General features: G+C 36.6%; 25 protein-coding genes. 14 read left to right on the plus strand and 11 right to left on the minus strand.

Annotation, left to right across the window (positions count from 1 at the left end):
• Positions 1-9: 9 nt before the first annotated feature.
• The 4 genes from C1631_RS10930 to C1631_RS10945 form a co-directional block, all read right to left on the minus strand.
• The gene (locus tag C1631_RS10930) at positions 10-666 is read right to left on the minus strand and encodes a succinate dehydrogenase cytochrome b subunit (protein WP_103247645.1); all 657 of its coding nucleotides are present in this window, start codon (positions 664-666) and stop codon (positions 10-12) included.
• Between the two features lie 16 nt (positions 667-682).
• Positions 683-2,113 (minus strand): anion permease, encoded by a 1,431-nt coding sequence (locus tag C1631_RS10935; RefSeq protein WP_109712097.1) that lies wholly within the window; start codon positions 2,111-2,113, stop codon positions 683-685.
• Between the two features lie 20 nt (positions 2,114-2,133).
• Complete coding sequence (locus tag C1631_RS10940) at positions 2,134-3,300, minus strand: porin (RefSeq protein ID WP_103247650.1); 1,167 nt, start codon at positions 3,298-3,300, stop codon at positions 2,134-2,136.
• Between the two features lie 184 nt (positions 3,301-3,484).
• The gene (locus C1631_RS10945) at positions 3,485-4,534 is read right to left on the minus strand and encodes a linear amide C-N hydrolase (RefSeq protein WP_109712099.1); all 1,050 of its coding nucleotides are present in this window, start codon (positions 4,532-4,534) and stop codon (positions 3,485-3,487) included.
• Between the two features lie 346 nt (positions 4,535-4,880).
• On the opposite strand from C1631_RS10945, the gene C1631_RS10950 reads away from it, so the two are divergent.
• The 3 genes from C1631_RS10950 to C1631_RS10960 all read left to right on the plus strand — a co-directional run bounded on the left by C1631_RS10950 (position 4,881) and on the right by C1631_RS10960 (position 8,719).
• Positions 4,881-7,103 carry an ATP-binding protein gene (locus tag C1631_RS10950; RefSeq protein WP_228441163.1) on the plus strand — a complete coding sequence of 741 codons (2,223 nt, stop codon included), beginning with the start codon at positions 4,881-4,883 and terminating at the stop codon, positions 7,101-7,103.
• 20 nt (positions 7,104-7,123) lie between these two features.
• Entirely contained in the window at positions 7,124-7,675 is a 552-nt protein-coding gene (locus C1631_RS10955; RefSeq protein WP_103247642.1) for a biliverdin-producing heme oxygenase, read from the plus strand.
• 117 nt (positions 7,676-7,792) lie between these two features.
• Positions 7,793-8,719 (plus strand): malate dehydrogenase, encoded by a 927-nt coding sequence (locus tag C1631_RS10960; RefSeq protein ID WP_109712103.1) that lies wholly within the window; start codon positions 7,793-7,795, stop codon positions 8,717-8,719.
• Positions 8,720-8,823: 104 nt separating this feature from the next.
• Here the strand turns inward: C1631_RS10960 and C1631_RS10965 are convergent, their stop codons facing one another.
• Entirely contained in the window at positions 8,824-9,735 is a 912-nt protein-coding gene (locus C1631_RS10965) for an alpha/beta fold hydrolase (protein WP_109712105.1), read from the minus strand.
• A 53-nt stretch (positions 9,736-9,788) separates the two neighbouring features.
• Positions 9,789-10,655 (minus strand): AraC family transcriptional regulator, encoded by an 867-nt coding sequence (locus C1631_RS10970; protein ID WP_103249062.1) that lies wholly within the window; start codon positions 10,653-10,655, stop codon positions 9,789-9,791.
• Positions 10,656-10,810: 155 nt separating this feature from the next.
• Here C1631_RS10970 and C1631_RS10975 point away from each other — a divergent pair, with 155 nt between their 5' ends.
• The 10 genes from C1631_RS10975 (at position 10,811) to C1631_RS11020 (ending at position 20,115) form a co-directional block, all read left to right on the plus strand.
• Positions 10,811-11,563, plus strand: coding sequence for a (Fe-S)-binding protein (locus C1631_RS10975; RefSeq protein ID WP_109712107.1), 753 nt, complete (start codon positions 10,811-10,813; stop codon positions 11,561-11,563).
• 2 nt (positions 11,564-11,565) lie between these two features.
• Positions 11,566-12,936, plus strand: a complete 1,371-nt coding sequence (locus C1631_RS10980) for a lactate utilization protein B (RefSeq protein ID WP_103249064.1) — start codon at positions 11,566-11,568, stop codon at positions 12,934-12,936.
• A complete protein-coding gene (locus tag C1631_RS10985; protein WP_109712109.1) occupies positions 12,926-13,504 on the plus strand; it encodes a LutC/YkgG family protein in 579 nt (192 codons plus the stop codon). Before C1631_RS10980 ends, C1631_RS10985 begins: the two co-directional genes overlap by 11 nt.
• A gap of 64 nt (positions 13,505-13,568) precedes the next feature.
• Positions 13,569-14,879 (plus strand): L-fucose:H+ symporter permease, encoded by a 1,311-nt coding sequence (fucP, locus tag C1631_RS10990; RefSeq protein ID WP_109712111.1) that lies wholly within the window; start codon positions 13,569-13,571, stop codon positions 14,877-14,879.
• Positions 14,869-16,506: a UxaA family hydrolase gene (locus C1631_RS10995; RefSeq protein ID WP_109712369.1), complete on the plus strand. Its 1,638-nt coding sequence runs from the start codon at positions 14,869-14,871 to the stop codon at positions 16,504-16,506. The genes fucP and C1631_RS10995 overlap by 11 nt, the downstream gene beginning before the upstream one ends.
• A 15-nt stretch (positions 16,507-16,521) precedes the next feature.
• The gene (locus tag C1631_RS11000) at positions 16,522-17,286 is read left to right on the plus strand and encodes an SDR family NAD(P)-dependent oxidoreductase (protein WP_109712113.1); all 765 of its coding nucleotides are present in this window, start codon (positions 16,522-16,524) and stop codon (positions 17,284-17,286) included.
• A gap of 43 nt (positions 17,287-17,329) precedes the next feature.
• Positions 17,330-18,181 (plus strand): fumarylacetoacetate hydrolase family protein, encoded by an 852-nt coding sequence (locus C1631_RS11005; RefSeq protein WP_103248294.1) that lies wholly within the window; start codon positions 17,330-17,332, stop codon positions 18,179-18,181.
• Positions 18,178-18,507, plus strand: coding sequence for an L-rhamnose mutarotase (locus C1631_RS11010; RefSeq protein WP_103248293.1), 330 nt, complete (start codon positions 18,178-18,180; stop codon positions 18,505-18,507). Before C1631_RS11005 ends, C1631_RS11010 begins: the two co-directional genes overlap by 4 nt.
• A 3-nt stretch (positions 18,508-18,510) precedes the next feature.
• A complete protein-coding gene (locus C1631_RS11015) occupies positions 18,511-19,332 on the plus strand; it encodes an amidohydrolase family protein (protein ID WP_103248292.1) in 822 nt (273 codons plus the stop codon).
• Between the two features lie 3 nt (positions 19,333-19,335).
• Complete coding sequence (locus C1631_RS11020; protein ID WP_109712115.1) at positions 19,336-20,115, plus strand: L-fucose dehydrogenase; 780 nt, start codon at positions 19,336-19,338, stop codon at positions 20,113-20,115.
• 75 nt (positions 20,116-20,190) lie between these two features.
• Here the strand turns inward: C1631_RS11020 and C1631_RS11025 are convergent, their stop codons facing one another.
• The 5 genes from C1631_RS11025 to C1631_RS11050 form a co-directional block, all read right to left on the minus strand.
• Entirely contained in the window at positions 20,191-20,739 is a 549-nt protein-coding gene (locus tag C1631_RS11025) for a putative glycolipid-binding domain-containing protein (protein ID WP_103248290.1), read from the minus strand.
• A 30-nt stretch (positions 20,740-20,769) separates the two neighbouring features.
• Positions 20,770-21,342: a Crp/Fnr family transcriptional regulator gene (locus tag C1631_RS11030; RefSeq protein ID WP_109712117.1), complete on the minus strand. Its 573-nt coding sequence runs from the start codon at positions 21,340-21,342 to the stop codon at positions 20,770-20,772.
• A 540-nt stretch (positions 21,343-21,882) separates the two neighbouring features.
• Positions 21,883-22,419: a GNAT family N-acetyltransferase gene (locus C1631_RS11040; RefSeq protein ID WP_103248287.1), complete on the minus strand. Its 537-nt coding sequence runs from the start codon at positions 22,417-22,419 to the stop codon at positions 21,883-21,885.
• 5 nt (positions 22,420-22,424) lie between these two features.
• Positions 22,425-22,817: a VOC family protein gene (locus C1631_RS11045; protein WP_103248286.1), complete on the minus strand. Its 393-nt coding sequence runs from the start codon at positions 22,815-22,817 to the stop codon at positions 22,425-22,427.
• A 32-nt stretch (positions 22,818-22,849) separates the two neighbouring features.
• Positions 22,850-23,674 carry a hypothetical protein gene (locus tag C1631_RS11050; protein ID WP_103248285.1) on the minus strand — a complete coding sequence of 275 codons (825 nt, stop codon included), beginning with the start codon at positions 23,672-23,674 and terminating at the stop codon, positions 22,850-22,852.
• A gap of 52 nt (positions 23,675-23,726) precedes the next feature.
• Here C1631_RS11050 and pafA point away from each other — a divergent pair, with 52 nt between their 5' ends.
• Positions 23,727-25,367 (plus strand): alkaline phosphatase PafA, encoded by a 1,641-nt coding sequence (gene pafA, locus C1631_RS11055; RefSeq protein ID WP_109712119.1) that lies wholly within the window; start codon positions 23,727-23,729, stop codon positions 25,365-25,367.
• The last annotated feature ends 135 nt before the right edge of the window (positions 25,368-25,502 follow it).

Genomic DNA, 25,502 nt, shown 5'->3' on the forward strand with positions numbered 1-25,502 from the left:
GAGCTCTGTTTAATGATAAGTAAAGAAGACATAAACGGGCATAAGGGCAAAACCTATACTGATAATGACGGAATAGGCAATCCCTGTTATTTTAACCCATTTTACAAACTTTGGATGGTACAATCCCAGGGTTCTTACCGCACTGTGTATTCCGTGGATCATATGGTAGCATAATGCAATCATTGAGATGACATAAATGAGAACATACCACCATTCTTTGAACACCGTTACGACAAGAATGTATAAATCTTTATTTCCGTTTTCATCCAATGGCGGATTTCCGAACTTATAGATATACCAGAAATTCTGGAAGTGGATTACGAGGAAGATTAAAATTAATGTTCCCAGAATTCCCATATTACGGGAAGCCCATTGGCTGGCTCTTCCCCGTCTGTCATTCTGATAGCTTCCTCCTGATTTTCTGTTTTTTAAAGTAATTATTAGGCCATCTACCGCATGCAGAATAATACTGGCATACAAAACATAAGACACGATCTTAATGATAATATTTCCTGATAAAAAGTGAGAATAGGCGTTGAACTGCAGATGTGCCTGTTCCTGCGGTAAAAATAACTGGAGATTTCCCAGAAAGTGAATCAGAAGGAAGAATCCTAAAAAGAGTCCCGTAAGACACATCAGCATTTTTCTTGACAATGTTGATAACATAGATTTGATTTAATAATTAATAATATCCTAAAACTTTCATCCATAATCCTCCTACAACCATGTAGATAATTAATAATACAATCCCGATTTCAAGGCCCCTGAGCCACCAGGCTTTGAGATCAACATATCCGCTTCCGAAGAATACAGGTGCAGGACCATGTCCGTAGTGGGTAAGAACTCCATAAATAGATCCCATGAAACCTAACATCATTGCCAGTAGCATTGGAGGAATTCCTAGAGAAACTCCTACCCCCAGCAATGCTGCATACATGGCAGCTACGTGAGCCGTTGCACTTGCAAAAATATAATGACTGAAAAAATAGACTACAATAATAACCGGAAAAGCGACCTGCCAGCTCAGACCACCGATTTGTACTTTGATAAGGTTACTGAACCAGCCGATAAAGCCCAGTTCGTTTAAAGAACTAGCCATCATCACCAGAACGGCAAACCAGACGATGGTGTCCCATGCACCTTTTTCTCCTTTTACATCTTCCCACGTCAATACAGAGGTTAACAATAATAAAGTTAATCCAATAAATGCTGTAGTCGTGGCATCGATAGAAAGGGCACCTCCAAATATCCAAAGAGCCAGAAGGATAAAAAATGCCAGTAGCATCAACCATTCATTTCTGGAAATAGGACCCATTTCTTTTAATTTCTGAGCAGCCATTTTGGGTGCATCACCTGTTTTTTTCAATTCAGGCGGATATAATTTGTATAAAACCAAAGGAACGACGAAGAAGGCAACGGCTCCGGGAATGAAACCGGCAGCTGCCCAGGACATCCAGGTAATATCAATGCCAAGGTTAGCAGCAAACTTCTGGCACATCGGGTTACTCGCAGTTCCTGTCAGGAACATGGAAGAAGCGATAAGGTTCATATAATAGCTGTTCAGCGTTAAAAAAGAACCTAATTTCCTGTGCGTTTCAGGTTTTTCAGGAACCGAGTCAAAGCTGATCGCCATAGATTTCATAATAGGGTAGATGATTCCTCCACCTCGGGCTGTATTACTTGGAATGGCCGGAGCAAGACATACATCTGCCAACCCTAATCCATATGCCAGCCCCAGGGAACTTTTACCAAAGACTCTGATGAACAAAAAAGCAATACGGTTTCCAAGACCTGTTTTGATAAATCCTCTGGCAATAAAGAACGAGATTCCGATCAGCCAGATAACCTTATCTCCAAATCCAGAAAGGGCTTTTGTAATTGATTTTCCTGCATCCCCCGGAGCAACAACCTGTGTCAGAGCTGTAAATCCAATAGCCATCATACACATAGTGCCCATAGGAGCTGCTTTTAAAATAATTCCTAAAATGGTTGCTGCAAAAATGGCAAACAAGTGCCAGGCATTTTCGGCAACGCCCTCCGGAGCAGGGATGAACCATATAATTAATGCAACGACAAATGTGATCGCTACATTTTTAATATTAATTTCTTTCATAATACTTTCTGTTTATTCTGTTAAAATCTACTCTGCACTTGTACAATGAATAGATTATTGTTGTATTGTGATGTATTTTCTACCTGATGTTTATATCGGTCAAATTGTACTCCCAGCTGAATTCTTGCGCCGTAATTTTTCAGGAATTCCAGCCCGAACATGGGAGTAATGGTTTGTCTTGGGTTGGATGCCATTCTGAAGTTGGTATCAAGATATTCATATCGGCAGGAAAGCTCGAAGGCACTCAGGTTTTTATGGTTAATTTCATATCGTAAATTCGGAAGAAAGTATACGCCGCGCACCAGATATTGATCGGGATTGGAAGGTCGTATTTCCGGATCAATGGAATTATAGAGAACATGATTGGTGGCCTGCTTGGCTTCCAGTTGCATATCAAGACTCCATTTGGGATCAAAATGAATGAGTGAACTCAGATCAACACCTAATGCATATACCTTTTTGCTGAATACTTCTCCAATTCCGCCATTGAGACCGACATTGAAATTATATTTTTTAGATAATCCGAAAACCAGACGGGTAGAATATTGTTTTCCATTGTCGTTGTCATTGATCTGATTTTTCCCGTTTCCGTTGACTACAGAAACGGCATATTGAAAGGGTACTTCTCCCAATTGAAGTTGTCCTGTGGCAGACATTCCGATCTGGAAACTTGTCCAGCCCAGTTTACCAAATTCCGTATATTGATTGGACCAGTCTAAAGATTTAATAATGTCAATAGGATAGGTTTCTTCAATCCCGAACCAGGGTCTGAACTGTCCAACAGTCAATGCCAACTTGGGACTGAAAGTGTATTTTAAATATGCATTTTCAAGAACCCTGCTTTTAGGATCATTTTTAAAATCTGCGAGGTTAGCCAAAACCACTACTTCGGTACGTTTGCTGATTTGTGCACGAACCTGAACCCTCATATATTTAAGCATGAAATTATTGCTGGTTCCGGAGCCATCGGCATGATGAAGTCCGTTGACGTCAACATCTTTACTCATCCCTACCAGATAACGAGCCTGAAAAAGTCCTTTGATCTGCAATTGAGGATATTTAATGTTATCTTCTTCCTGTTGAGCAGGTTGAGTTTGAAGAGAGTCCTGATTCTGTGCATGTGCTGATAACCAGCAAAAAAGGATGCAGAGAAAAAGGCTTCTCTTTTTGAATGAAAAAAAGGCCATATCTTTTTGTTTATTTTTTAATACTTTGAATTTTATTTTACTGTAAAAGCTTTGTGTGACCTGCAACGTCTGCCCATAGAACAGGAATGCTTATAAAATCATCAACATTAATCCATACTTCTCCTGTCGCTTAAAAAAATAACTTAAGTGCCTGGGATTTTCAAAAACTTTTACGGTTGATGTCTTAGTTTAAGCCTAAGAATTTGAATGGTGTGGATTCTTTAAAATCCGGATTTGATTTTCCGTTATAAGTACGGGTATTGCTCAGATCGAGTTTCATCACCTTTCCTTTAGCGCTTAAATCAAAATCTTTTAGGTCTACCCAAAATGTGTTGGGGGTAAAAACCGTTTCGAAGTAATATACCAGATTTTTTTGATCTGAAACAGAACGCCATCTTGTAGAAGAAATATTAGGTTCTGTTGCGGAGGTAATTCCATAAGGTACAGAGCAGTTTCTGATCACACTGAATACGCTGGCTACAGCGGTGCGCGTATCTGCTGTTTGCGGGATAGCATTGATATAGTATGATGCTCTTACAAAGCGGTCTGCGGCTCGGTTGGTTCCAGGAAGCATAACAGTTCCGGGAATTCCTTTCCAATAGTTATTCAATGCAAGTTGCTCTTCGAAAACAGGAGAGTTGGTCATTACGGTGTATGAAGGATCATGATGAATTACCAGTTTTCCATTGATGTATTCAAATACAGCATTATCTCCTGAAGCGTCCGAAATTGACAGATGAATTGTTGTAAATCTTTCGGTTCCGGGAATATAATCACTGACAACTACGAATGGTTCTTTTCTTGAAAACTCTACGGCCTCTTTCACGGTAGCAAAATTATCAAGATAGTATTGTGCCCATAATGAAATAGCAAGTCCTTTTTTACTTCCTTTAGGATCATATTTCGGATATTGTGATTCTCCTAGCCAAAGCAGATTGGCAACCAGACCTTTTTCGTTCATTCCGTCAGCTGAAGCAATGTCCCATGAGGAACTGATCAGACTTCCGTATTTAGAAGTCCATTTTACAGATTTGGGACCTGTTTGTCCTGTACGGTCTATTCCCTTTGGAAAAACCCACAGGTTAGCAGGGATCTCATCGCGCCAGTCCATAGAACGGGCTGTAATAACTGTATTTTGCGGTCCTTTGTATACGACCCGCGTACATGCTTCTGATGGATTCCATATTCCTACGGAGAGAATCAAAGAAAATAAAATTAATGGGAACTTTTTCATAATAGTATTATTTGAATTTAAATTTATATTGAAATTATTGTGAATAATTCAATGAAATTCTTTTCATATTCATTATTTGGTGATATAAATTTAGAAAAATTTGTTATAAAATCATAATTAATTAACCTGATATTATGTATTTCATGTTATGAATCATGGTTAATATAGAAAGGCTTTCATTATCTGATTTTTTTTCGTATATTTTAAAATATCACAGTAAAATGGGTGAGAAATAGAGAATGTTTTAACTTATTATTTTGTGAAATGTATCAGTGGAATATGCATCGACAGGACTTTAATAATTAAAGTACCACAAAATAGAAATCTGATCAAAAAAAAGCTATCTTTGATTGATAGACTGAAGAGAAATATGAATTTTGTAGAATGCCATGAAGAGCCCATCCATATTCCCGGGTATATACAAAGTTTTGGTTATTTGATTGGCATTGATGCGGAATCCCGTTCCATTACTTTTTTCAGCAGGAATATTTCGGATATTTTTAAAATCGATACTGTAGAAAAACTATTCGGCAGGGAGCTTACGGACTTTCCGGAAAGTTTTCGGAGTATTATCGATTCGGATATTTATACTTCATTGGAAAGGTTTACCAGAAGAGAAAATGAAACCTATTTTGACAAAATTTTTATTGATGGAGAAGAATATCATTTTTCCGTTTTTAAAAACGGATCTTATATTTTCCTTGAATTTGAAAAAGTCCTGGTAAATCCTGATAAACGGATTTCCAATAAATATGACAATTTTTATATCATAGATAACCAGCAGGATCTTTGGAATCATTTGTTGGAGACACTTTCACGAGTGGTAAACTATGATCGGATGATGGTTTATAAATTTATGATGGATGGTTCCGGGAAAGTGATTGCAGAAAGAAAGAAGGAGGATATGGAGAGTTTTTTAGGTCTTCATTATCCTGAGTCAGACATCCCCAAGCAGGCGAGAGAGCTTTATCTTAAGAAAAGAAAAAGAATATTCAGTAACGTAGATGCAGAGGCAGTTCCATTGTTAAGTAAGACAAAGGACCCAGTCAACCTTACTTTTTCTGGTTCCAGAGGGATGTCACCTGTTCATATGCAATATCTTAAAAATGCAGGGGTATCTTCCAGCTTCAGTGTTTCCATTATCATTGATGATCATCTTTGGGGATTGGTTACCTGCCAGAATACCCTACCTAAGCATATTGATCTTGAAGACAGGGTACAGGCCGGGATTTTTACCACATTGGCAGCCAATGCTTATTCTTCTTTTAAATCTAAAAGTGAACTTCATTATCGTCTGGAGCTGAATGAGAAATTATCTCAGATGAAAACGGAATTCTTAAAACATAATAATTTATTCGATTCTCTGGTTGAAAATAAATCTGAAATTAAACAATTGCCGGAATCTGATGGTCTTGCGATTGTTTCGGATGAAAGTATTGTGATGGAAGGTACAACACCAACCCCGGAAAGTATTTCTAAAATCGTACAATGGGCATTGGAAAATACCAGAGAGCGCATTTATATCAGCCGAAGTTTTCTTAAAGATTACGGTGAAGAATTAGGATTGTCCGAAAGTGTGGCAGGAATCATTATCTATTTTATTGAGCGTGAAAAACATGAAATGCTGATCTGGTTCAGAAAAGAATTTGATGAGCATATTAACTGGGCAGGTAATCCTGAAAAAAATATAAGCGTATTCTCTCAAAACGGAGAAAATAAACAAATGGTCTCGCCAAGAACTTCTTTCAGAATTTTTACTGAGAATATTAAAGGCCATTCCAAAAGGTGGAATTCCAGAAATATAAGCGCCGTACAGGCAATCCGGGACTTGATTCTTGAAACTTCCCATAAAAACTATAATGCGATTAAAAGGCTTAATGATGAGCTTAAAAAAGTAAACGAGGAACTGGATAGTTTTTCTTATACGATTTCTCATGATCTGGGAACTCCTTTAACGGTGATGAAACTGAATGCTCAGATGTTGCTGAGTAATCTTACGGATGGTTCCGAAAAGAGTAAAACGAAGATCAATACCATCATTGAGGAAATCGATAATATGGCGGAAATGATGCAGGATGTATTGCAGCTAAGCCGTGCCAAGCATAGTGAAATAGAACTTGAAAAGCTAAAAACGGCTCATACCATTCAAAAGATCTCTGAGAATGCAAAAATGACCTACGGAAGTCCGAAGAGCGAGATTATTATCAAAGAATGTCCGGATGTATTGGCGGATAAAACAATGCTTCATCAGGTGTTTTTGAATATCATCAATAATGCAGTAAAATATTCTTCCCATAAAGAGCAACCTAAAGTGCAGATTGAAGGTACGGAAGATGGACAAACCATTACTTACAGAATTTCAGACAACGGAATAGGAATTCCTGAAGAGGAAAAGCATAAAATGTTTAAAATTTTTAACAGAATGGATAATGCCAAGAAATTTAAAGGCAACGGAGTGGGGTTGTCCATTGTTCATAGGATCATGAAAAGAATAGGAGGAAATGTGGATTATGAGAGTAATAATGAGGGAACTTCTTTCATTTTAACGTTCAAAAAGCCTTACATTTGAGAAACTTTTAAAACGTTATTATGGTATCAGAATATCTTAAACAAAATACAGCAGACTATCACGATGCAGCGGAGAAGCTTTTTAATTCTGAAAAAATTTTTAATAAAACTTTCACGCTGGAAGACTATAAAAAAATCATCCATACCAACTATCTGATGCTTCTTCACAGCGAAGATAAAATATTCAACAGTCTTTCTGATAAATATGCTGAAAAACTTCAGCTGGATAACAGAAAGAAACTTCCTCTTATTGAAAAAGATCTTCAAAGTCTTTCTTTGGAAAACCAGACAGCTTCTCATTCCCTTGCGTTTGACAATGAACACGAGGCGTTGGGTGCAATGTATGTTATTGAGGGGTCTACGCTGGGAGGAAATGTTATTGCCAAGCAGCTTTCAAAAACGGAAGGTTTTGAGGAGGTTACTTTTAACTTTTTCGGATGCTATCAAGAAAATACAGGACCGATGTGGAAGAATTTTAAGGAGGTACTGGACACTGATGTTGCGGAAGAAAACTACCCGCAAGTGCTTTCAGGAGCGAAAAAACTCTATACATTTTTACTGAACGTCAACTAATTTATTTTAATTCTAATTAAATTCCTGAAAAATTGCGCATATTTTCAGGAATTGTTAAATTTGGGGAGTTTCAAATTAAAACTTAACTCATAAAAAATAATTTTAAAAAGTAACAATATGAAAGTAACTGTAGTAGGAGCAGGCGCTGTAGGAGCAAGCTGTGCAGAATACATCGCAATGAAGAACTTCTGTTCAGAAGTAGTTTTAGTAGATATTAAAGAAGGGTTTGCTGAAGGTAAAGCAATGGATTTGATGCAAACAGCATCTCTTAACGGATTCGATACAAAAATTACCGGAACAACAGGAGATTACAGTAAAACTGCAGGTTCTCATGTAGCAGTAATTACTTCAGGGATTCCAAGAAAACCTGGAATGACAAGAGAAGAGTTGATTGGTATCAACGCAGGTATTGTAAAAGACGTTACTCAAAACTTAGTAAAACACTCTCCGGAAGTAATCATCATCGTGGTTTCTAATCCAATGGATACAATGGCGTATCTTGTTCACAAAACTTCAGGTCTTCCTAAGCACAAAATCATCGGAATGGGTGGTGCATTAGACTCTGCAAGATTCAAATACAGATTGGCTGAAGCATTAGAATCTCCAATTTCTGATGTTGACGGAATGGTAATCGCTGCTCACAGTGATACGGGAATGCTTCCATTATTAAGTAAAGCAACAAGAAACGGAGTTCCTGTAACAGAGTTTTTAGATGATGAGCAACAAAAATATGTAATCGAAGAAACTAAAGTAGGTGGGGCAACACTTACTAAATTACTAGGGACTTCAGCATGGTATGCACCGGGAGCAGCTGTTTCTGTAATGGTTCAGGCGATTGCATGTGATCAGAAAAAAATGATCCCTTGTTCTTTAATGCTTGAAGGAGAATATGGTCAAAACGATATCTGCTTAGGTGTTCCAGCTATTATCGGAGCCAATGGAGTAGAAAAAATCGTAAACGTTACTTTAACTGCTGAAGAGCAATTGAAATTCTCTGAAGCTGCGAATGCAGTAAGAGAAGTGAACGGAGATTTGAAATTCTAATTCATTAGACTTTATATAAAAAGAACCGCGCCTGAAAGGCGCGGTTCTTTTTATATCAGCTCGTCGCGGCCTTTGGCCGCGACGAGCTGATAAAAGACAATAACTTATTGTATTCTACGAACAAAATCTTCAACTGCTTTCACAAACTCCTTGTTTTTCTCATAATATAGCAGATGTCCTCCATCAATGGAAACGACTTTCTGATCAGGAAACTGAAATGTTTTGTAATGTTGAGTACCTACTGCTTTGTCCTTTTTACCTGTGATTATAAGTACAGGAACATGAATATCTTTTGTTAAGGGAGCGTAATCAGTATAGTATTCAGGATATTCTTTAGGTTTGGAGATCACCGCCATTCCAAAGTCGATAATCCTGGGATGCAGGGAATCAATTTTATCCGATTGCTTGATCGTTTCAATATCGTCTGTAAGAAACTTATACCCTATTCTTTTCTTTCTTAGTGCAGTACTTATTTTTGAAAGTTCTGCCGAAAGGCTGTCTTTGGGCACGATTTTGTTTTTTTGTTGCAAAAGGCTGTTTCCATATTCAATCTGTTCTTTTACTGATTCATTATTGAGAAAGTGGAGAGTGACATTCGAAAGAATAAGCCCTTTGGTATATTGTGGGTACTTTCTTGAATAAGTAACGGCGATAATTCCCCCAAAAGAATGAGCTATTAAGAATACTTTATTCAATTTCAAATGTTGCCTCAGCTCTTCAATATCCTGAACCATTTTATCCAGATGATAATTTTCTGAAGTTCCTGATTCCCCGGATCCCCGCTGATCCATGTAAATCATTTTTAGCTTTTCTTCCAGGTTGCTTCCTCCCATTAGCTCAAATGAAGGATACCCCTGTCCGGGGCCTCCCGGAACGTAAATACAAGCTTCTCCTTTTCCGGATATTTTATATTTTATTTTGACATGATCAGAGGTTTCGAAAAATGTCCCGTTGTTTTGTGCTGAAACATTAATAAAGAAGAACGAGAAAGAGATCAGTAATAAGAGTGTTTTCATACTATAATAACATTTGTAAAAGGATATTTATTACTTGAAATGGGTGTCTTTATTTACTTTTTATACAATTGCTGGTATTTCAAAGGGCTTTTGCCTGTAATATTTTTAAAACATTCATGAAAGCTGGTAAAGTTATTAAAGCCACAGGCAAAACAAATCTCTTTTACAGACATTTGATTTTCTATTAACTTTTGACAAGCGTCACCTATTCTTATCTCATTCACAAATTGAGTATAGGTTTTCCCGGTTTTAAATTTAAAAAATTTGCAAAATGAATTGGGGCTTAGGTTTGCAATTGCAGAGATTTCTTCTAAGGTAATTTTTTCAGTATATCTGGACAATGTATAGTTATAGATTTCCTGAATCCGTCTTTTTTCATCCTCATTAAACTGATAATTAAAATGAGATGAAGCCAAAAAATTATATTCTGCAGAAGTGCTAATGTATGATAAAGCTTCCAGCAATTTAATGATTTTTACTGTCCCCGTAGTGTTGATCACCTCGGGAAGTAATTGAGTCAGTTTTTCCCTGGTTTTTCCTTTGATTTGAAGTCCCCGGGAGCTCAAAATAAGCATTTTTTTTAATTCCTGATTTTCAGGAAGCTTTAAAAAATCATTACCACAGAAGTTTTCATCAAAATGAACGACAAATACTTCTACTTTATTCTTCCTTGAATTTTCAAAATATTTAGAATCAAATTGCCAGTAGTGGGGAAGGTTTTTTCCGATTAACACCACATCTCCTTCTTTGAAACGTTCAATTGTATTTCCTACATACTGCGTCCCGGAGCCTTTTCTGAAATAAATCAGCTCCAGCACTATATGATAATGCCATTTATTGTTCACATCAGGTACAGTATCCTTTCTGGCATTGAAAGAATGTAAAGTATGGGACGATATTTTAAGAAACTGAGGTTTCAATACTTAGTTATTTCATCATTTAAAAGATAAAAATATAATTTTTTTGGATAGAATAACTTAATCATTGGATAAAATGATGGAATTTTATTTTCAAAAGAAAGTCTAATTTGGATGGATAGAATGTAAAAAAAAAATTAAAACATTATCGAATTGATATGAAAGTTGGCTTATTTATACCATGTTATATTGATGTGTTATATCCGAAAGTAGGAATAGCTACGTTCACTTTGTTAAAAAAAATGAACGTGGATGTTGTATATCCTTTGGGACAAACATGTTGCGGGCAACCGATGGCTAACGCCGGATATGAGCATCTCACTTGTGGTACCAATAAGAACTTTATTCAGCAATTCAGAAACTTTGATATAATAGTAGCTCCTTCAGGGAGTTGTGTTCTCCATATAAAACAACATTTGAAAGGAGAAAATGATATTGAAAAGAATCAGGCTTTACAAATTCAAAAAAATATATATGAACTGACAGAATTCCTTACAGATGTACTAAAAGTTGAAAACTTGAAGGCCTCTTTTCCTCATAAAGTAGGTTTTCATCAAAGCTGCCATGGTCAGAGAGGCTTGCATCTTTCCGGAATGTCTGAGTTAACAGCCTGTCACTTTTCAAAGCCGGAGCAATTATTAAGACTGGTTAAAGGAATTGAGCTTATTCCACTCGAGAAGAAAGATGAATGTTGTGGTTTTGGGGGAACTTTCTGTATTACGGAAGAAGCCGTTTCTTCAAAAATGGGAAAAGATCGTTTAGCAGATCATATAAAAAACGATGCAGAATTTATAACCGGTTGTGATATGTCTTGTCTTATGCATTTGGATGGCATAGCGAATAGAGAAAAAAGCAGCGTGAAAGTGATTCACATTGCTGAAATTTTGAATCGTGAAAATCAGGATCAATGAAAATGGAAAACCATGCTTCTTTAGCAAAACAATTTAATAAGGATGAAAGTCGTGTAGACTGGCATAATAAAACATTATGGTTTGTCCGTGAGAAGAGAGACAAGCAGAGTCATCAACTATCCGATTGGGAAAAGTTAAGAGAAACTGCGTCCAGGATAAAGCTCAATGTTCTCTCCAATCTGGATGGCTATTTAATAGAATTTGAGAGAAATGCTTTAGCCAATGGTGTACAGATACATTGGGCTGAAGATGCTGAAGAGCATAATAAAATTGTATTGTCTATTCTTAATAATCATCAGGTGCAATGTATGGTCAAGAGCAAATCAATGCTTACCGAAGAATGTCATTTGAATGAATATCTGGAGAAGAATGGAATCGAAGTAACTGATACTGATCTAGGAGAAAGAATTGTTCAACTGGCTAAAGAACCCCCGAGCCATATTGTATTGCCTTGTATTCATAAAAAGAAAGAAGAGATAGGTGATATATTTCATGATCATCTCAATGCCCCCAAAGGACTTTCAGACCCTCAACAATTAACTGAAATAGCCCGTCAGGATCTAAGAAAGAAGTTTTTACAAAGTCGGGCAGCCTTAACGGGAGTCAATTTTGCGGTAGCGGAAACGGGTGAATTTGTAGTCTGTACCAATGAAGGAAATGCAGATATGGGTGCTCATCTGGCTAAGGTTCATATCGCTTGTATGGGATTGGAAAAGGTAATTCCCAAACGTGAACATTTAGGTGTTTTTCTTCGCTTACTTGCAAGAAGTGGAACCGGGCAGTCTATAACAACATATTCCAGTCATTTTAGAAAACCCAGATCAGGTCAGGAAATGCATGTTATCATTGTGGATAATGGAAGATCAGAGCATTTGGGTAAAGAAAAGTACAGAAATTCATTAAAATGTATCCGTTGTGGAGCCTGTTTCAATACTTGCCCAGTATACCGCCGTAGCGGAGGGCATAGCTATCATACAGCTATTGCAGGACCTATTGGATCAATCCTGAATCCAATACGGAATATGAACGATTATAAAGATCTGCCATTTGCTTCTACGCTCTGTGGTTCCTGTACAAATGTATGTCCGGTAAAAATTGATCTGCACAATCAGTTATATGAATTAAGACAAGAAATTATAGCTTCTGGATTGGCAAAACCTGTAAAAAGTTTTTCCATGAAAATGATGGCCAGAGCATTAAGCAATGCAAAAAGATACGAGATGCTAAAACGTACTGCAAAATTGGGATATCGTTACACTCCATTTTTACTTAAAAGTAAGATAAATCCCTGGTATAAACAGAGAGAAATGCCAGAAATAGCAGAGGAAAGTTTTAAAGAATGGTACCAGAAAAATAGAAAAGATGAAAAGTAGAGAAGAGATTTTATCCCGAATTGCAAAAGCAAAACCAAAAGGAAACGAACTGCCGCTTGATTTATCCTTTATTTCTAATACTGAAAATCTTTTGGAAAGCTTCGTTTTAGCTGCTCAAAATAATGGTTCACAGGTAACATTCATAAAAGATTTGACAGAAGTGCTTACATACATTCAAGAAAATATTGATCAGGATAAGAGAGTTATTTTTAATATCAAAAACTTGAAGAAAGAAACAGCAAATAAAGAAACTGATGATCCACATTGCTTGGAAGATGTTGAGGTCGCAGTAATAGAAGGAAATATAGGTGTTGCAGAAAATGCAGCAGTCTGGATTACGGAGAGTCGGATGAGTTACAGAGTTTTACCTTTTATTATCCAGCATTTATTTGTGATTCTGCAAGCTAATCAAATTGTACCGTTATTACATGACGCTTATAAAATCATACCCGTAGAAGAAGGTTTTTCCTGCTTTATTTCAGGGCCTTCCAAAACAGCTGATATTGAGCAGTCATTAGTGATTGGAGCTCATGGAGCAAGAAGCCATCACTTGTTTATATTACAATAACTTAACATAAAATAACTTATGTTGGAACATTCATGGTGAAAAATAATTAATCTATGATCAGACTATGCAAAATGTAACATCCAAACCATCTGCACCCATTCCATCAGAAAGAAAAAATTATTTCTTTCCTCTTGTTTTGGTAACCAGTCTTTTCTTCTTCTGGGGCTTTGTCCATAATTTGGATCCTGTGCTTATACCTCATTTGCGGAAAGCATTTCAATTGACCGACCTGGAATCTTCTCTTGTTGATTTTTCTATATTTATAGCTTATTTTCTGATGGCGATTCCAGCAGGAATTATCATGAGAAAGTACGGCTACAAAAGCGGAATTATATTGGGGTTGTGCCTTTTTGCTTTGGGAGCTTTACTTTTCATTCCTGCCGCTAATACAAGAATGTATATTTTCTTTTTAGGGGCTCTCTTTATTATTGCTTGTGGGCTTACATTTTTAGAAACTGCGGCTAATCCTTATGTAACCATATTGGGGCCATCTGAAACTGCGACACGCAGACTTAATTTCTCACAATCTTTCAATGGGCTTGCAGCATTTATAGCGCCTATTATAGGAGGGAAATACATATTGAACGAGCAATCATTTACAGATGCGCAGATCAAGGCTCTTTCTACACAGGATTTGGAAATGTATATTACTCAGGAATCTGCCAGCGTAAAAGGACCTTATCTTATATTAGGAATAATCATTATAGTGGTCATGTTATCGTTTGTTTTTACCAGATTACCGGATATAAAACATGAAGATGATGGCCATACATCCACAATTTCCAATGTCTGGAAACATAAGCATTTAAGATGGGCTGTTGTTGCTCAGTTTTTTTACGTCGGAGCACAGGTTTGTGTACTTAGCTTTTTTATTCGTTTCATCGTTGTTTCAGCAGGAATTACAGAAAAGAATGCTGCATTTTATTCAGGATTGGCAGGGCTGGCTTTTATGGTGGGACGTTTTGCAGGAACCTTTTTTATGAAGTTCATGAAACCCAATAAATTACTGATGATATATGCTGTACTAAGCTTACTATTGACTTTAGTTGCCATATTTGGGGCAGGAAATATTACCATTTATGCATTAATAGGAGTTGCTTTTTTTATGTCTATTATGTTTCCTACTATTTTCTCTCTGGGGATTTCAGGCTTGGGAAAAGATACCAAAATAGCTTCCTCACTTATCGTCATGTCTATTGTAGGCGGAGCTGTTTTACCATTGGGACTGGGCTATATTTCTGATCTTACGCAAAATATACAATATGGTTATATTGTACCCTTGATCTGTTTTGTAGTCGTGTTTGCATTCGGGATGTCCGGCTGGAAACCTGTTGATGAATCTTCAGAAAATATTCAAAAAAACCATGAAAAATAAAGTTTTAAAAATTAACCCGAAAGATAATGTTCTGGTTGCATTGCAGGATATAAGCATTAGTGAGAAAGTATTGTTTGAAGAACAAGAATATATGGTTTTGGAAAAGATACCAGCCAAACATAAATTTTTTATACAGGATCTTCCCTTGGGAAGCGATATTTTGATGTACGGAGTATTAGTAGGAAAGACACAAGTGGAGGTGAAAAAAGGAGAACGAATGACTGTAGAAAATACAAAACATGCTGCAGAATCCTATACTTACAGGAGGGTTGACTATCATTGGAAAGCTCCGGATTCTTCTAAATTTAAAAATAGAACATTTGAAGGATATCATCGAAGCAACGGAGAAGTAGGAACTGCTAATTACTGGCTTTTTATACCAACTGTTTTTTGTGAAAACAGAAATCTTGACATCATTAAAGAAGCACTTCATAATGAACTGGGATATGCAGCAGGAGATAAGTATAAAGAATATACCCATCATTTGCTGCAAGCTTTTCAGAAAGGAGAAAAATTAGAGGATATTTCTTTAGCTCCGGTGATAGAAACTAAAAAGAGAATTTTTAAAAATATTGATGGAATTAAATTTTTGAATCACACCGGAGGTTGCGGAGGTACAAGACAGGATTCTGCTTTGTTGAGTAAATTACTGGCGGCCTATGCAGATCATCCGAATGTAGCAGGAGTTACTGTTTTAAGTCTCGGCTGTCAGCATCTTCAGGTAGAGTATTTAAAAAAAGATATTCAGGAAAGAAACCCTGATTTTGATAAACCTTTTTTGGTATTTGAACAACAAGGAGCGCAAAGTGAAGAGATTTTAATTAAACAAGCTATTCATGATACTTTTATCAGATTGATTGAAATGAATAAGATGGAACGTAAGCCTGCAGGCTTGGATAAGCTGGTATTAGGTGTAAAATGTGGTGGAAGTGATGGCTTTAGCGGGATTTCTGCCAATCCGGCGGTGGGATATACTGCAGATTTACTGGTAAGTCTTGGAGGAAAGGTTTTGCTGGCAGAATTCCCTGAACTTTGTGGTGCTGAGCAGGAAATAATAGACAGATCAGTTAATAGAGAAACTGCAGAAAAATTTATCAGATTGATGACAGATTATGATGCGCTTGCTCATCAGGCTGGATCAGGTTTTTATATGAATCCTTCACCCGGAAATATTAAAGATGGCCTGATTACAGATGCCATAAAATCTTTGGGGGCAGCCAGAAAAGGAGGATATTCTCCTGTTGCCGATGTTCTGGATTATACTGAAAAAGCAACTCAATCCGGACTGAGTCTGGTATGTACTCCGGGAAATGATGTAGAAGCAACGACCGGAAAAGCTGCTGCTGGAGCCACTTTAATATTATTTACTACAGGATTGGGAACTCCCACAGGGAATCCGGTCTGTCCCACTATAAAAGTGGCCACCAATTCAGCATTAGCAGTAAGAATGTCTGATATTATTGATATTGATACCGGGCCAATCATAGCAGGTGAAAAAACAATTGCAGAAATGGGAGAAGATATATTGAACTATTGTATAGAAGCAGCAAGCGGAAGAATATTACCAAAAGCAGTTATGCTAAATCAGGATGATTTTATTCCCTGGAGAAAAGGAGTGAGTTTATAATTAAAAATAGATAGAATGTTTTCATTAAAAAATAAAAAAGCAGTTGTTACCGGAGGCGGAAGTGGAATAGGAAAAGCCATTTCCGAATTGTTTGCCGAGCAGGGGGCAGAAGTTCACATTTTGGAAGTCAATGAAGCGAATGGTGATGAGGTTTTATCCAGTATAAAGACAAGCGGTGGAAAAGCTTATATTCATTCTTGTGACGTGTCTGATCATCAGCAGGTAAAAAGTATATTTACCCATATCGGAGCTTTGCATATCCTTGTAAACAATGCAGGCATAGCTCATGTGGGGAAAGCCGACACAACTTCTGAAGAGGATTTTGACAAAATAGTTTCTGTGAATATAAAAGGGGTATACAATTGTCTGCATGCAGCTATTCTACATTTGAAAGAATCAGGGAACGGAGTCATACTTAACCTGGCCTCTATCGCAGCTTTAGTAGGGATTCCTGACAGATTTGCCTACAGTACGGCAAAAGGAGCAGTAAAAGCGATGACGATGAGCGTAGCCAAAGATTACATTCATGATAATATCCGGTGTAATTCTATTTCTCCTGCAAGAGTGCATACCCCTTTTGTAGACGGATTTTTACAGAAAAATTATCCGGAAAGGGTAGAAGAGATGTTTCAGAATCTTTCTAAAACACAACCGATTGGAAGAATGGCTTCTCCAAAAGAAATTGCTGCATTAGCATTATATTTATGTAGTGATGAAGCGTCTTTTATTACAGGATGTGATTATCCGATTGATGGAGGCTTTACGACTTTAAATAATTAAAATGAGGATACAATAATTTAAGAAATTAAACCAATAAATTGATATGAAATTAATAAGATACGGAACAGAGGGCCAGGAGAAGCCGGGGGTTATTATAAATGAAAAATATTATGATGTTTCTCATCTCGTTGATGAGTATAATGAAAATTTTTTCTCCGGTACTGCTATAGAAGAATTAAAACAAAAAATTGCAGCAGGAGGGCTTCCTGAAATTGATAAGAAGGTAAGATTAGGAGCGCCCCTGGCGAGGCCGTCAAAGATTGTTTGTATCGGACTTAATTATAAAGATCATGCTGCAGAAACCAATATGCCTATCCCTACAGAACCTATTTTATTTTTTAAAGCAACTTCAGCAATAGCAGGTCCGAATGATGATGTGATCATTCCCAAAAACAGTACAAAAACAGATTGGGAAGTAGAGCTGGCCATTATAATCGGGAAAAAGGCAAGCTATGTGGAGCGTGAAAATGCTTTTGACCACATTGCGGGTTATGCCTTGCACAATGACTATAGTGAAAGAGCTTTTCAGATTGAAAGAAACGGACAGTGGGTAAAAGGGAAAAGTGCTGACACTTTCGCACCCATAGGGCCTTTTATTATTACAAAAGATGAAATCGAAGATGTTAATAATCTCAACCTTTGGCTAAAGGTCAATGATAAAATGATGCAAAACGGAAACACATCCAACTTTATTTTTGATGTAGCTTATATTGTCAGTTACATCAGTCAGTTTATGACCTTATTACCGGGAGATATTATCTCTACAGGTACTCCAGCCGGAGTCGGGATGGGGCAAAAACCGGAAGCATGGTATTTGCAGCCAGGTGATGTGGTAGAATTAGGTATTGAAGGACTGGGAACTAGTAAGCAGAATGTAAAAGCCTATCCTTTATGAAAAAATATGCACTGGCTTTGGATCTTAAAGATGACAAACATCTGATTCGTGAATACGAAGAATATCACAAGAAAGTATGGCCGGAAGTTCTGAGCAGTATAAAGGCTTCAGGAGTTTTGAATATGGAAATTTACCGGACAGGAAATCGCCTTTTTATGATCATGGAAGTTGATGATAATTTTTCCTTTGTAATGAAAGCAAAAGCCGACGAAGCGAATCCTGAAGTCAAGGATTGGGAAACTTTAATGTGGAAATATCAACAGGCATTACCCCATTCTCAGCCGGGAGAAAAGTGGATCATTATGGATAAAATTTTTAGTTTGTAATAAATGATTGATGCACACGTACATTTTTGGAAATATGATGAGATTCGGGATTCCTGGATTGATAATAGCATGTCTGCCATCCGAAAGGATTTTCTACCTTCAGATATTGAACGAATATTGGTGGATAATACTATCTCAGGAATAGTAGCGGTTCAGGCAGATCAAAGTTTAGAGGAAACACAATTTTTACTGGAACTGGCAGAAAAATATCCTGAAATCCTTGGAATAGTAGGTTGGATTGATTTTTTGAGTGATAATTTTGAAGATCAATTACAGACATTTAAAGAAAATCCTAAAATGAAGGGTTGGCGGCATATTGTTCAGACTGAACCTCAGGGCTTTCTTACTCATCCTCAATTTGTAAAGGCTGTCAAAAAATTGCAGCTTCATGGATATGCATATGATATTTTAATTTATCATTCTCAAATGGATGAAGCAATTCGCTTTGTACGGCAACTTCAGGATCAGAAACTGATTCTGGATCATCTGGGAAAACCGGATGTGAAAAATCTGGAGATTGATGGCTGGAAAAAAAATATTTCTGCATTGGCACAATCAGAGAATGTGTATTGTAAGCTTTCCGGATTAGTCACTGAAACCGAACGGGGAAAATGGTCAAAAGAAATGCTGAAACCTTATCTGGATGTCATATTTAAATATTTTGGAACATCCAGAGTTTTGTTTGGAAGTGATTGGCCGGTCATGCTTTTGAATACCAATTATTCTGAATGGCTACAATTTGTAAAAGATTATATTCAACAATTTAGCAAAGAAGAGCAACACCAGATTCTTGAAAGAAATGCTGTTCATGTTTATAATTTATAACCTATGGATTTACAACTCGAAAATAAAATCATAATAGTAAGCGGTGGTGCCAAAGGCATTGGAGAAGGTATTGTAAAAGTATTGGCAAGAGAAAAGGCTATTCCTGTTATTGTAGGCAGAAATGCTACGGATAATCAGGAACTGATCAATATTCTGGCTTCAGAAAATCTTACTGCTCATCATGTAGTAGCTGAACTTACTGAACCTGAAGAATGTAGAAAAGTGATTGATGAGGTCATGACAAAATTTAACAGGATTAATGGTCTTGTGAATAACGCCGGCGAAAATGATGGAACCGGATTGGAACATGGAAGCTATGAAACATTCATGCAGTCCTTACATAAAAACCTTGTTCATTATTATCTTTTGGCTCAATATGCTCTGCCGGCTCTGAAACTTAGCAGAGGAAATATAGTTAATATTGGAAGCAAAACAGCAGAAACAGGGCAGGGAGGAACCTCCGGGTATGCTGCAGCCAATGGAGGAAGAAATGCATTAACCAGAGAATGGGCTGTAGAACTATTGCCTTATCGGATTCGTGTAAATGCTGTCATTGCTTCGGAAGCCTACACACCCTTATATGAGAAATGGATCAATACTTTTGATGACCCACAGGCAAAGCTTAAAACAATAACAGATAAAATTCCCTTTGAAAAAAGAATGACTAAAACCGAAGAAATAGCCAATATGGTGGCCTTTTTACTTTCGGATAAGTCCAGTCATACAACAGGCCAGCTTATCCATGTGGATGGTGGCTATGTGCATCTGGACAGAGCTTTATAAAAAAACACATTTTATCATATTAGCATTTATTTTTTCAGAGGAATGGCTGTCCCAATACTAAGGGACAGCCTATTGTTACAATTCAGCGATTTTTTTAAATAGTTCCGGATAATAGGTTACCAGCCCTTTTTGGTCAACCAGAACATTGGCTTTAAAATCATTTTGAAGATTTTCATAAAGATATTCATTGATGTTTTTTCGGGTATACTGTTGTTGTACAGGTTTAATATGTTGGTTCAGAATATCAATATAAATAACATCTATTTTCCTTGACGTATTTTCGGGTAATTGTAAATTATTGACTGGTAATGTATTGGTAAAAGGAGTTAATGAAATATCTATAAATTTAAAATTTTTAAAATCTTCATTGATTACATTATTGATTTCCCATTCATCATAAAGCTTTCTTCCAGCCATCTTGCTTTTTACGGTATTGATCTCTGATTCAATCTGAAATTCCAGAATATTCCATTCTTTATCGATGATGAGCTTGTAATCTACTGAATATATTTGGTTCTGATAACACCCTATAATTTTTGATTCCACAGTATAGTTTTCATGCTCCCGGAGCGTAAAATATTCTAGAGACTGATATGTTATTCCCTGCCAGATCAGTGTTTTCATTTTATAATAGATTTTTATGGTTATATTGGTTTATTGAGAGACTCTGCGTTTTCTGATTCTGCTTAACGTTTCTCTTGCTACTCCAAGAAATGAGGCAAGCTGGGAAAGTGATACACGCTGAAGTATTTCAGGATATGCATTTTCAAGATATTCTAATCTTTCCTGCGCAGTATATAATTTGAAAAGATTGGAAAACTCTTCCTGTTTTAAAGCAAATCGGCGGATACAATGACGTCCCAGAGCTTCTATTTCAGGAGACTGTTTTGCCGTTTCAAATAATTTTTCCTTATCAAAAATAAAAGCGTCCAATGGTTCACAAGCTAGAATATTGAATTCTGATTTTTGTCCACTTCCAAAGCTGCTGATATTGGTGGTGATTTCGTCTTCAAAGAAAAATCCTGTATTTTTTTGAATGCCCTCTATTTCATAAAAGCTTTTGCAAAAGCCCTTGTCAATGTAGAATAAGGAAGAACAAACCTCTCCCTCTTTTACCATCAATTCATTTTTTTTGTATGATCTTTTAGAAAGAACAGGTTGTAATAACACCCAGCTTTCATCAGAAAAAAGAGCTAGAGACCGGATGTATTTAAGAAGGTTTTCCATGGATCAGATAATTTTTTTTAGCTTTAGGACAGGCCAAAGTACAATGGCTATTATCTTGAGCAAGGAGTATAGTAATCATCAAGTTTTTGGATTATACGAAATTAGTAAAATTACAACAGATTACAGCATTTTTTAGATTGGGCACTACGGGACAAATAGGGAAAAAGCGGTAGAAAACCGCTCTTTACTTATCTAAAAAATTTAATCATTTTACATGTAGACGCATCCACATCCTGTTTCCCATTCCTGACAGAGGCGTAATGGTTCATTACAGCCTATACCTCCGCCGCCACCTGTAACTCTGTAACAAGTACCATCACTGCAATAGTATGAGCCGGCTGTTGGAGGACAATTACCATCAAGGTCACATAATGCGTACGGTGTATCACCTCCGCTTATTAAAACAAGCTGGCTTCTTTTTAATCTTTTTAAATTTTTCATAGTAATTTGTTTTAATTTGTTGATTACTAAGATATAAAATTATTAAGACACCTACAAGTGTTTTAATTTTGGAGGTATTTTGAATATTTAAGCCATTTTTTATTCCATATCCAATGTCATAAATAATGCAATTTCTTCAGAATTTTTGTACAATCTTGTATTGATCCCTGTAATATTAAATCCCATTCTTCTGTAGAATTGTATGGCGGGGTAGTTGGTATTCTGAGTTTCAAGCTCAATAACCCTACAGTTTAAATGTCTTGCTTCTTTTATCGCATTTTTAATCAGAAATATACCGGCTCCCTGTCTTCTGTATTTTTCATCAACCAGAATGTTTTCAATATAAAAGCTGTTGTTCCATACCCTTTGTTCACAGATAATCCATCCAATAAGGTTATCATCAACGTAGGCACCAAACGAGTGTCCTTTTTCAATAATGTTATTCAGATCTTTGAGGTCTTCATGGTTGGTTTTCCATAATTTGGTATAAGACAAAGGTTTTTCTTTGATTACAAATTCAAAAGACCCGGAGAATTCAATAGAAGAGACTGTATAGATCCTGTCAGTATTATATCCATTGTGTCCCCAATTGAGAGAAGGGTTAGACGTGAGTTTTTGTAGTTTTTTTATTTCCATATATGCTATTGTATTTCAGTACAGATTTCGACCAGATAATTGTTGGGGTCTTTGATATATGCCGTTTTTTGGCCCCAGGGTTTTACGGCAATATCTTCATATAAAGTAGCTCCGTTTTTGATTGCTTTTTCAACCAATTCTTCAACATTATCAGTGGTAAAGCCTAATTCTATTCCGAAAGGTTTTTCTCCTGACTTGGAGTGCACAAACCCTGCTTTTATGTTTGATGATGCCAGATTGATAGAAGCAAAGGAAAGGCTGGTCTCCCCCGTTGATAGTTCTCCGTAATCTTTTTCAGGGGTAATGAATTTTATTTCGGCTTCAAAAGTGTTTTTATAGAAATTCATAGATTGTTCCACATCTTTTACATACAGAATTACATATTTAAATTTAATCATAGTATTGGGTTAAAATATTGCTTAATATTAACTTAAATATAGTTCTCATCTTCCACCAGCTCAATATAAGGTCCGTTCAAAGGATAGTATTTCATGCCTCCAAAATGGCCAAAGTGGAGTGTGTATTTTTGTGTAAGATGTCTTACTTTATTTCCGAACGAATTAATGTCGATAGTTTGGATGCTATCTTTGCACTGTCTGCCATTGGTGAAAAATAACATCAGATTGCACTGATCCTTGAAGTCATAATCGTTATAATGGAAAACCTTGATATTTTCTTCTTTGCAAATTGAAGCGAGGTTCCGAAGGAAATCTTTTTTCGAGATTAAAGGCAGATTACAATCAATTCTGATTGAAAGGACCTCTGCGTTATTTTTTTTGAAGTCTGAACCTACTATCTGAATGAAATGATAATCGATTTTTTTGAATTCTTCCCTTTCAGGAAGATAACTTTTAGCCAACTGGATGTTAAAAGGGGTACATTGATCCAGCAACTTTGCATTTTCGCGAATTAATAATTCTTCTATTTTCAGGGCAAACTGAAAATGATAATCGAAAAGCTGATGATCTCCTATACTGATGACAAACTGATTGCCGTCGATACTCAGATGTAAAAAGGTTCTTTTAAACTCTGATTTAAGATCCTCTAATTTTTGGATGAAATGATCGGTATTATTAATCCGGACTTTCGCTATCAGCTCAGCATCGTTATCGGCATGGCCTCCATGTCCTTCATAGAACTTGAAAAACTTGAAATGGTATAAATTTTCCGGAAATTTAAAATACCAATATACCCCTAAAATCATAATAGAATCAGTTGATAATTTGTAAAATATCAAAATTAAATAAAATTTCATATGCCAAAACTTTCAAAACACTTAAATTTGTGATCAATAAAATTTTACTTGGATGCTTAGGAACATTTCAATTGCGGCAGCTACTTTCCTGTCCGTAGTTACAATCAATGCACAGAAGAATACTCAATTGGAAAGACCAAAATTGGTCGTTGGTCTGGTAGTAGATCAGATGCGTTGGGACTATTTATATCGTTTTTACGGTAAATATGGAAATGATGGATTTAAAAGGCTGTTGAATACCGGATATTCTTTAAATAACGTGCACATTCCTTATGTTCCTACCATTACGGCGTTGGGACATACATGTATTTATACAGGATCAGTACCTGCAATCCATGGAATTGCCGGAAATGACTGGACGGATAAAGAAACAGGTAAAGGAGTATATTGTACGGCAGACGAATCTGTTCAGCCGGTGGGAACAACGAATACCAGAACAGGAAGCCATTCTCCCAAAAACCTTTGGTCTACAACTGTAACCGATGAATTGAGATTGGCTACCAATTTCCAGGGAAAGGTAATAGGGGTATCTTTGAAAGACCGTGCTTCTATACTTCCTGCAGGACATACGCCAAACGGAGCTTTCTGGTTTGATGACAGTACCGGAAACTTTATAACCAGTACATGGTATATGAATGATCTTCCTCAATGGGTAAAATCATTCAACTCTCAGAATCTGCCTGAAAAATTAGTGGCTAATGGCTGGAATACTTTACTTCCAATTAATCAATATACGGAAAGTGCACCGGATAATTCTCCTTGGGAAGGATTACTGGGAAGTTCCAAAACACCTACTTTCCCTTATAGCAATCTGGCCCAGGATTATAAGACTAAAAAAGACAACATTCGTTATACCCCTTTTGGAAATACATTGACCTTAAAGCTTGCGGAAGCTTCTGTTGAGGGTGAAAAACTGGGCGGAGACAATATTACCGACTTCCTGGCAATTAACCTTGCTTCTACGGATTATGCGGGACATAAATTCGGACCGAACTCTATTGAGGTAGAGGATGTATATATCAGACTGGATCAGGATTTGGCAGAATTCTTCAAGTATCTTGATTCAAAAGTAGGAAAAGGAGAATATACCGTTTTCCTTTCAGCTGATCATGGGGGAGCACATTCGGTAGGTTTTCTTAAAGAACATAAAATAACAACAGGTTTCTTTGGTGAAGGAGCAGAAAAGGATCTTAACCAAAAATTGAAGGATAAGTTCGGAGCAGATAAACTGATCAATGCTATTGATAACTATCAGATTTATTTTGACAGAAAGGTGTTGGCAGACAGTAAGCTTGAACTGGATGATGTAAGAAACTTTACAGTTAAAGAACTTGAAAAAGATCCTACTGTTTTATATGCTGTTTCTGTGGATAAAGTTCAGGAATCGAGCATTCCGGAGCCCATCAAACAAAGAATTATCAATGGAATCAACAGACAAAGAAGCGGTGATATTCAATTGATTTCTCACGACTCTATGCTACCACCATATTCAAAAACGGGAACGACCCACAGCGTATGGAATTCTTATGATTCACATATTCCATTGATCTTTATGGGATGGGGAATCCAGCATGGAGAAAGTAATAAGGCTTATCATATGACAGATATTGCACCTACGGTATCTTCTCTATTGAAAATCCAATTCCCAAGTGGAAATGTTGGAAACCCAATTACAGAAGCTATCGGGAAATAATGTAATACCATTTATATTGTAATAAACAGCTGCTTTCAGTATTGAAGGCAGCTGTTTATTTTATAGAGAAGTAGTCCTATATTATTGTAAATTTGAACTGTTATCTCTACATTACCTCTTCCTTTTGTTCAATAC

This window comes from Chryseobacterium phosphatilyticum (assembly GCF_002899825.2).
GTDB classification, from domain to species: Bacteria; Bacteroidota; Bacteroidia; order Flavobacteriales; family Weeksellaceae; genus Chryseobacterium; species Chryseobacterium phosphatilyticum.

Coding starts and splice junctions, on each gene's coding strand:
- C1631_RS11045 (WP_103248286.1), bottom strand. CDS start 22,817: ATGATTAAATTTAAATATGTAATTCTGTATGTAAAAGATGTGGAACAA.
- C1631_RS11020 (WP_109712115.1), top strand. CDS start 19,336: ATGGATTTACAACTCGAAAATAAAATCATAATAGTAAGCGGTGGTGCC.
- C1631_RS10935 (WP_109712097.1), bottom strand. CDS start 2,113: ATGAAAGAAATTAATATTAAAAATGTAGCGATCACATTTGTCGTTGCA.
- C1631_RS10945 (WP_109712099.1), bottom strand. CDS start 4,534: ATGAAAAAGTTCCCATTAATTTTATTTTCTTTGATTCTCTCCGTAGGA.
- C1631_RS10955 (WP_103247642.1), top strand. CDS start 7,124: ATGGTATCAGAATATCTTAAACAAAATACAGCAGACTATCACGATGCA.
- C1631_RS11050 (WP_103248285.1), bottom strand. CDS start 23,674: ATGAAATTTTATTTAATTTTGATATTTTACAAATTATCAACTGATTCT.
- C1631_RS10980 (WP_103249064.1), top strand. CDS start 11,566: ATGGAAAACCATGCTTCTTTAGCAAAACAATTTAATAAGGATGAAAGT.
- C1631_RS10995 (WP_109712369.1), top strand. CDS start 14,869: ATGAAAAATAAAGTTTTAAAAATTAACCCGAAAGATAATGTTCTGGTT.
- fucP (WP_109712111.1), top strand. CDS start 13,569: ATGCAAAATGTAACATCCAAACCATCTGCACCCATTCCATCAGAAAGA.
- C1631_RS10940 (WP_103247650.1), bottom strand. CDS start 3,300: ATGGCCTTTTTTTCATTCAAAAAGAGAAGCCTTTTTCTCTGCATCCTT.
- C1631_RS11040 (WP_103248287.1), bottom strand. CDS start 22,419: ATGGAAATAAAAAAACTACAAAAACTCACGTCTAACCCTTCTCTCAAT.
- C1631_RS10975 (WP_109712107.1), top strand. CDS start 10,811: ATGAAAGTTGGCTTATTTATACCATGTTATATTGATGTGTTATATCCG.
- C1631_RS11025 (WP_103248290.1), bottom strand. CDS start 20,739: ATGAAAACACTGATCTGGCAGGGAATAACATATCAGTCTCTAGAATAT.
- C1631_RS11030 (WP_109712117.1), bottom strand. CDS start 21,342: ATGGAAAACCTTCTTAAATACATCCGGTCTCTAGCTCTTTTTTCTGAT.
- C1631_RS11010 (WP_103248293.1), top strand. CDS start 18,178: ATGAAAAAATATGCACTGGCTTTGGATCTTAAAGATGACAAACATCTG.
- C1631_RS10930 (WP_103247645.1), bottom strand. CDS start 666: ATGTTATCAACATTGTCAAGAAAAATGCTGATGTGTCTTACGGGACTC.
- C1631_RS11005 (WP_103248294.1), top strand. CDS start 17,330: ATGAAATTAATAAGATACGGAACAGAGGGCCAGGAGAAGCCGGGGGTT.
- C1631_RS10985 (WP_109712109.1), top strand. CDS start 12,926: ATGAAAAGTAGAGAAGAGATTTTATCCCGAATTGCAAAAGCAAAACCA.
- pafA (WP_109712119.1), top strand. CDS start 23,727: ATGCTTAGGAACATTTCAATTGCGGCAGCTACTTTCCTGTCCGTAGTT.
- C1631_RS11015 (WP_103248292.1), top strand. CDS start 18,511: ATGATTGATGCACACGTACATTTTTGGAAATATGATGAGATTCGGGAT.
- C1631_RS11000 (WP_109712113.1), top strand. CDS start 16,522: ATGTTTTCATTAAAAAATAAAAAAGCAGTTGTTACCGGAGGCGGAAGT.
- C1631_RS10965 (WP_109712105.1), bottom strand. CDS start 9,735: ATGAAAACACTCTTATTACTGATCTCTTTCTCGTTCTTCTTTATTAAT.
- C1631_RS10960 (WP_109712103.1), top strand. CDS start 7,793: ATGAAAGTAACTGTAGTAGGAGCAGGCGCTGTAGGAGCAAGCTGTGCA.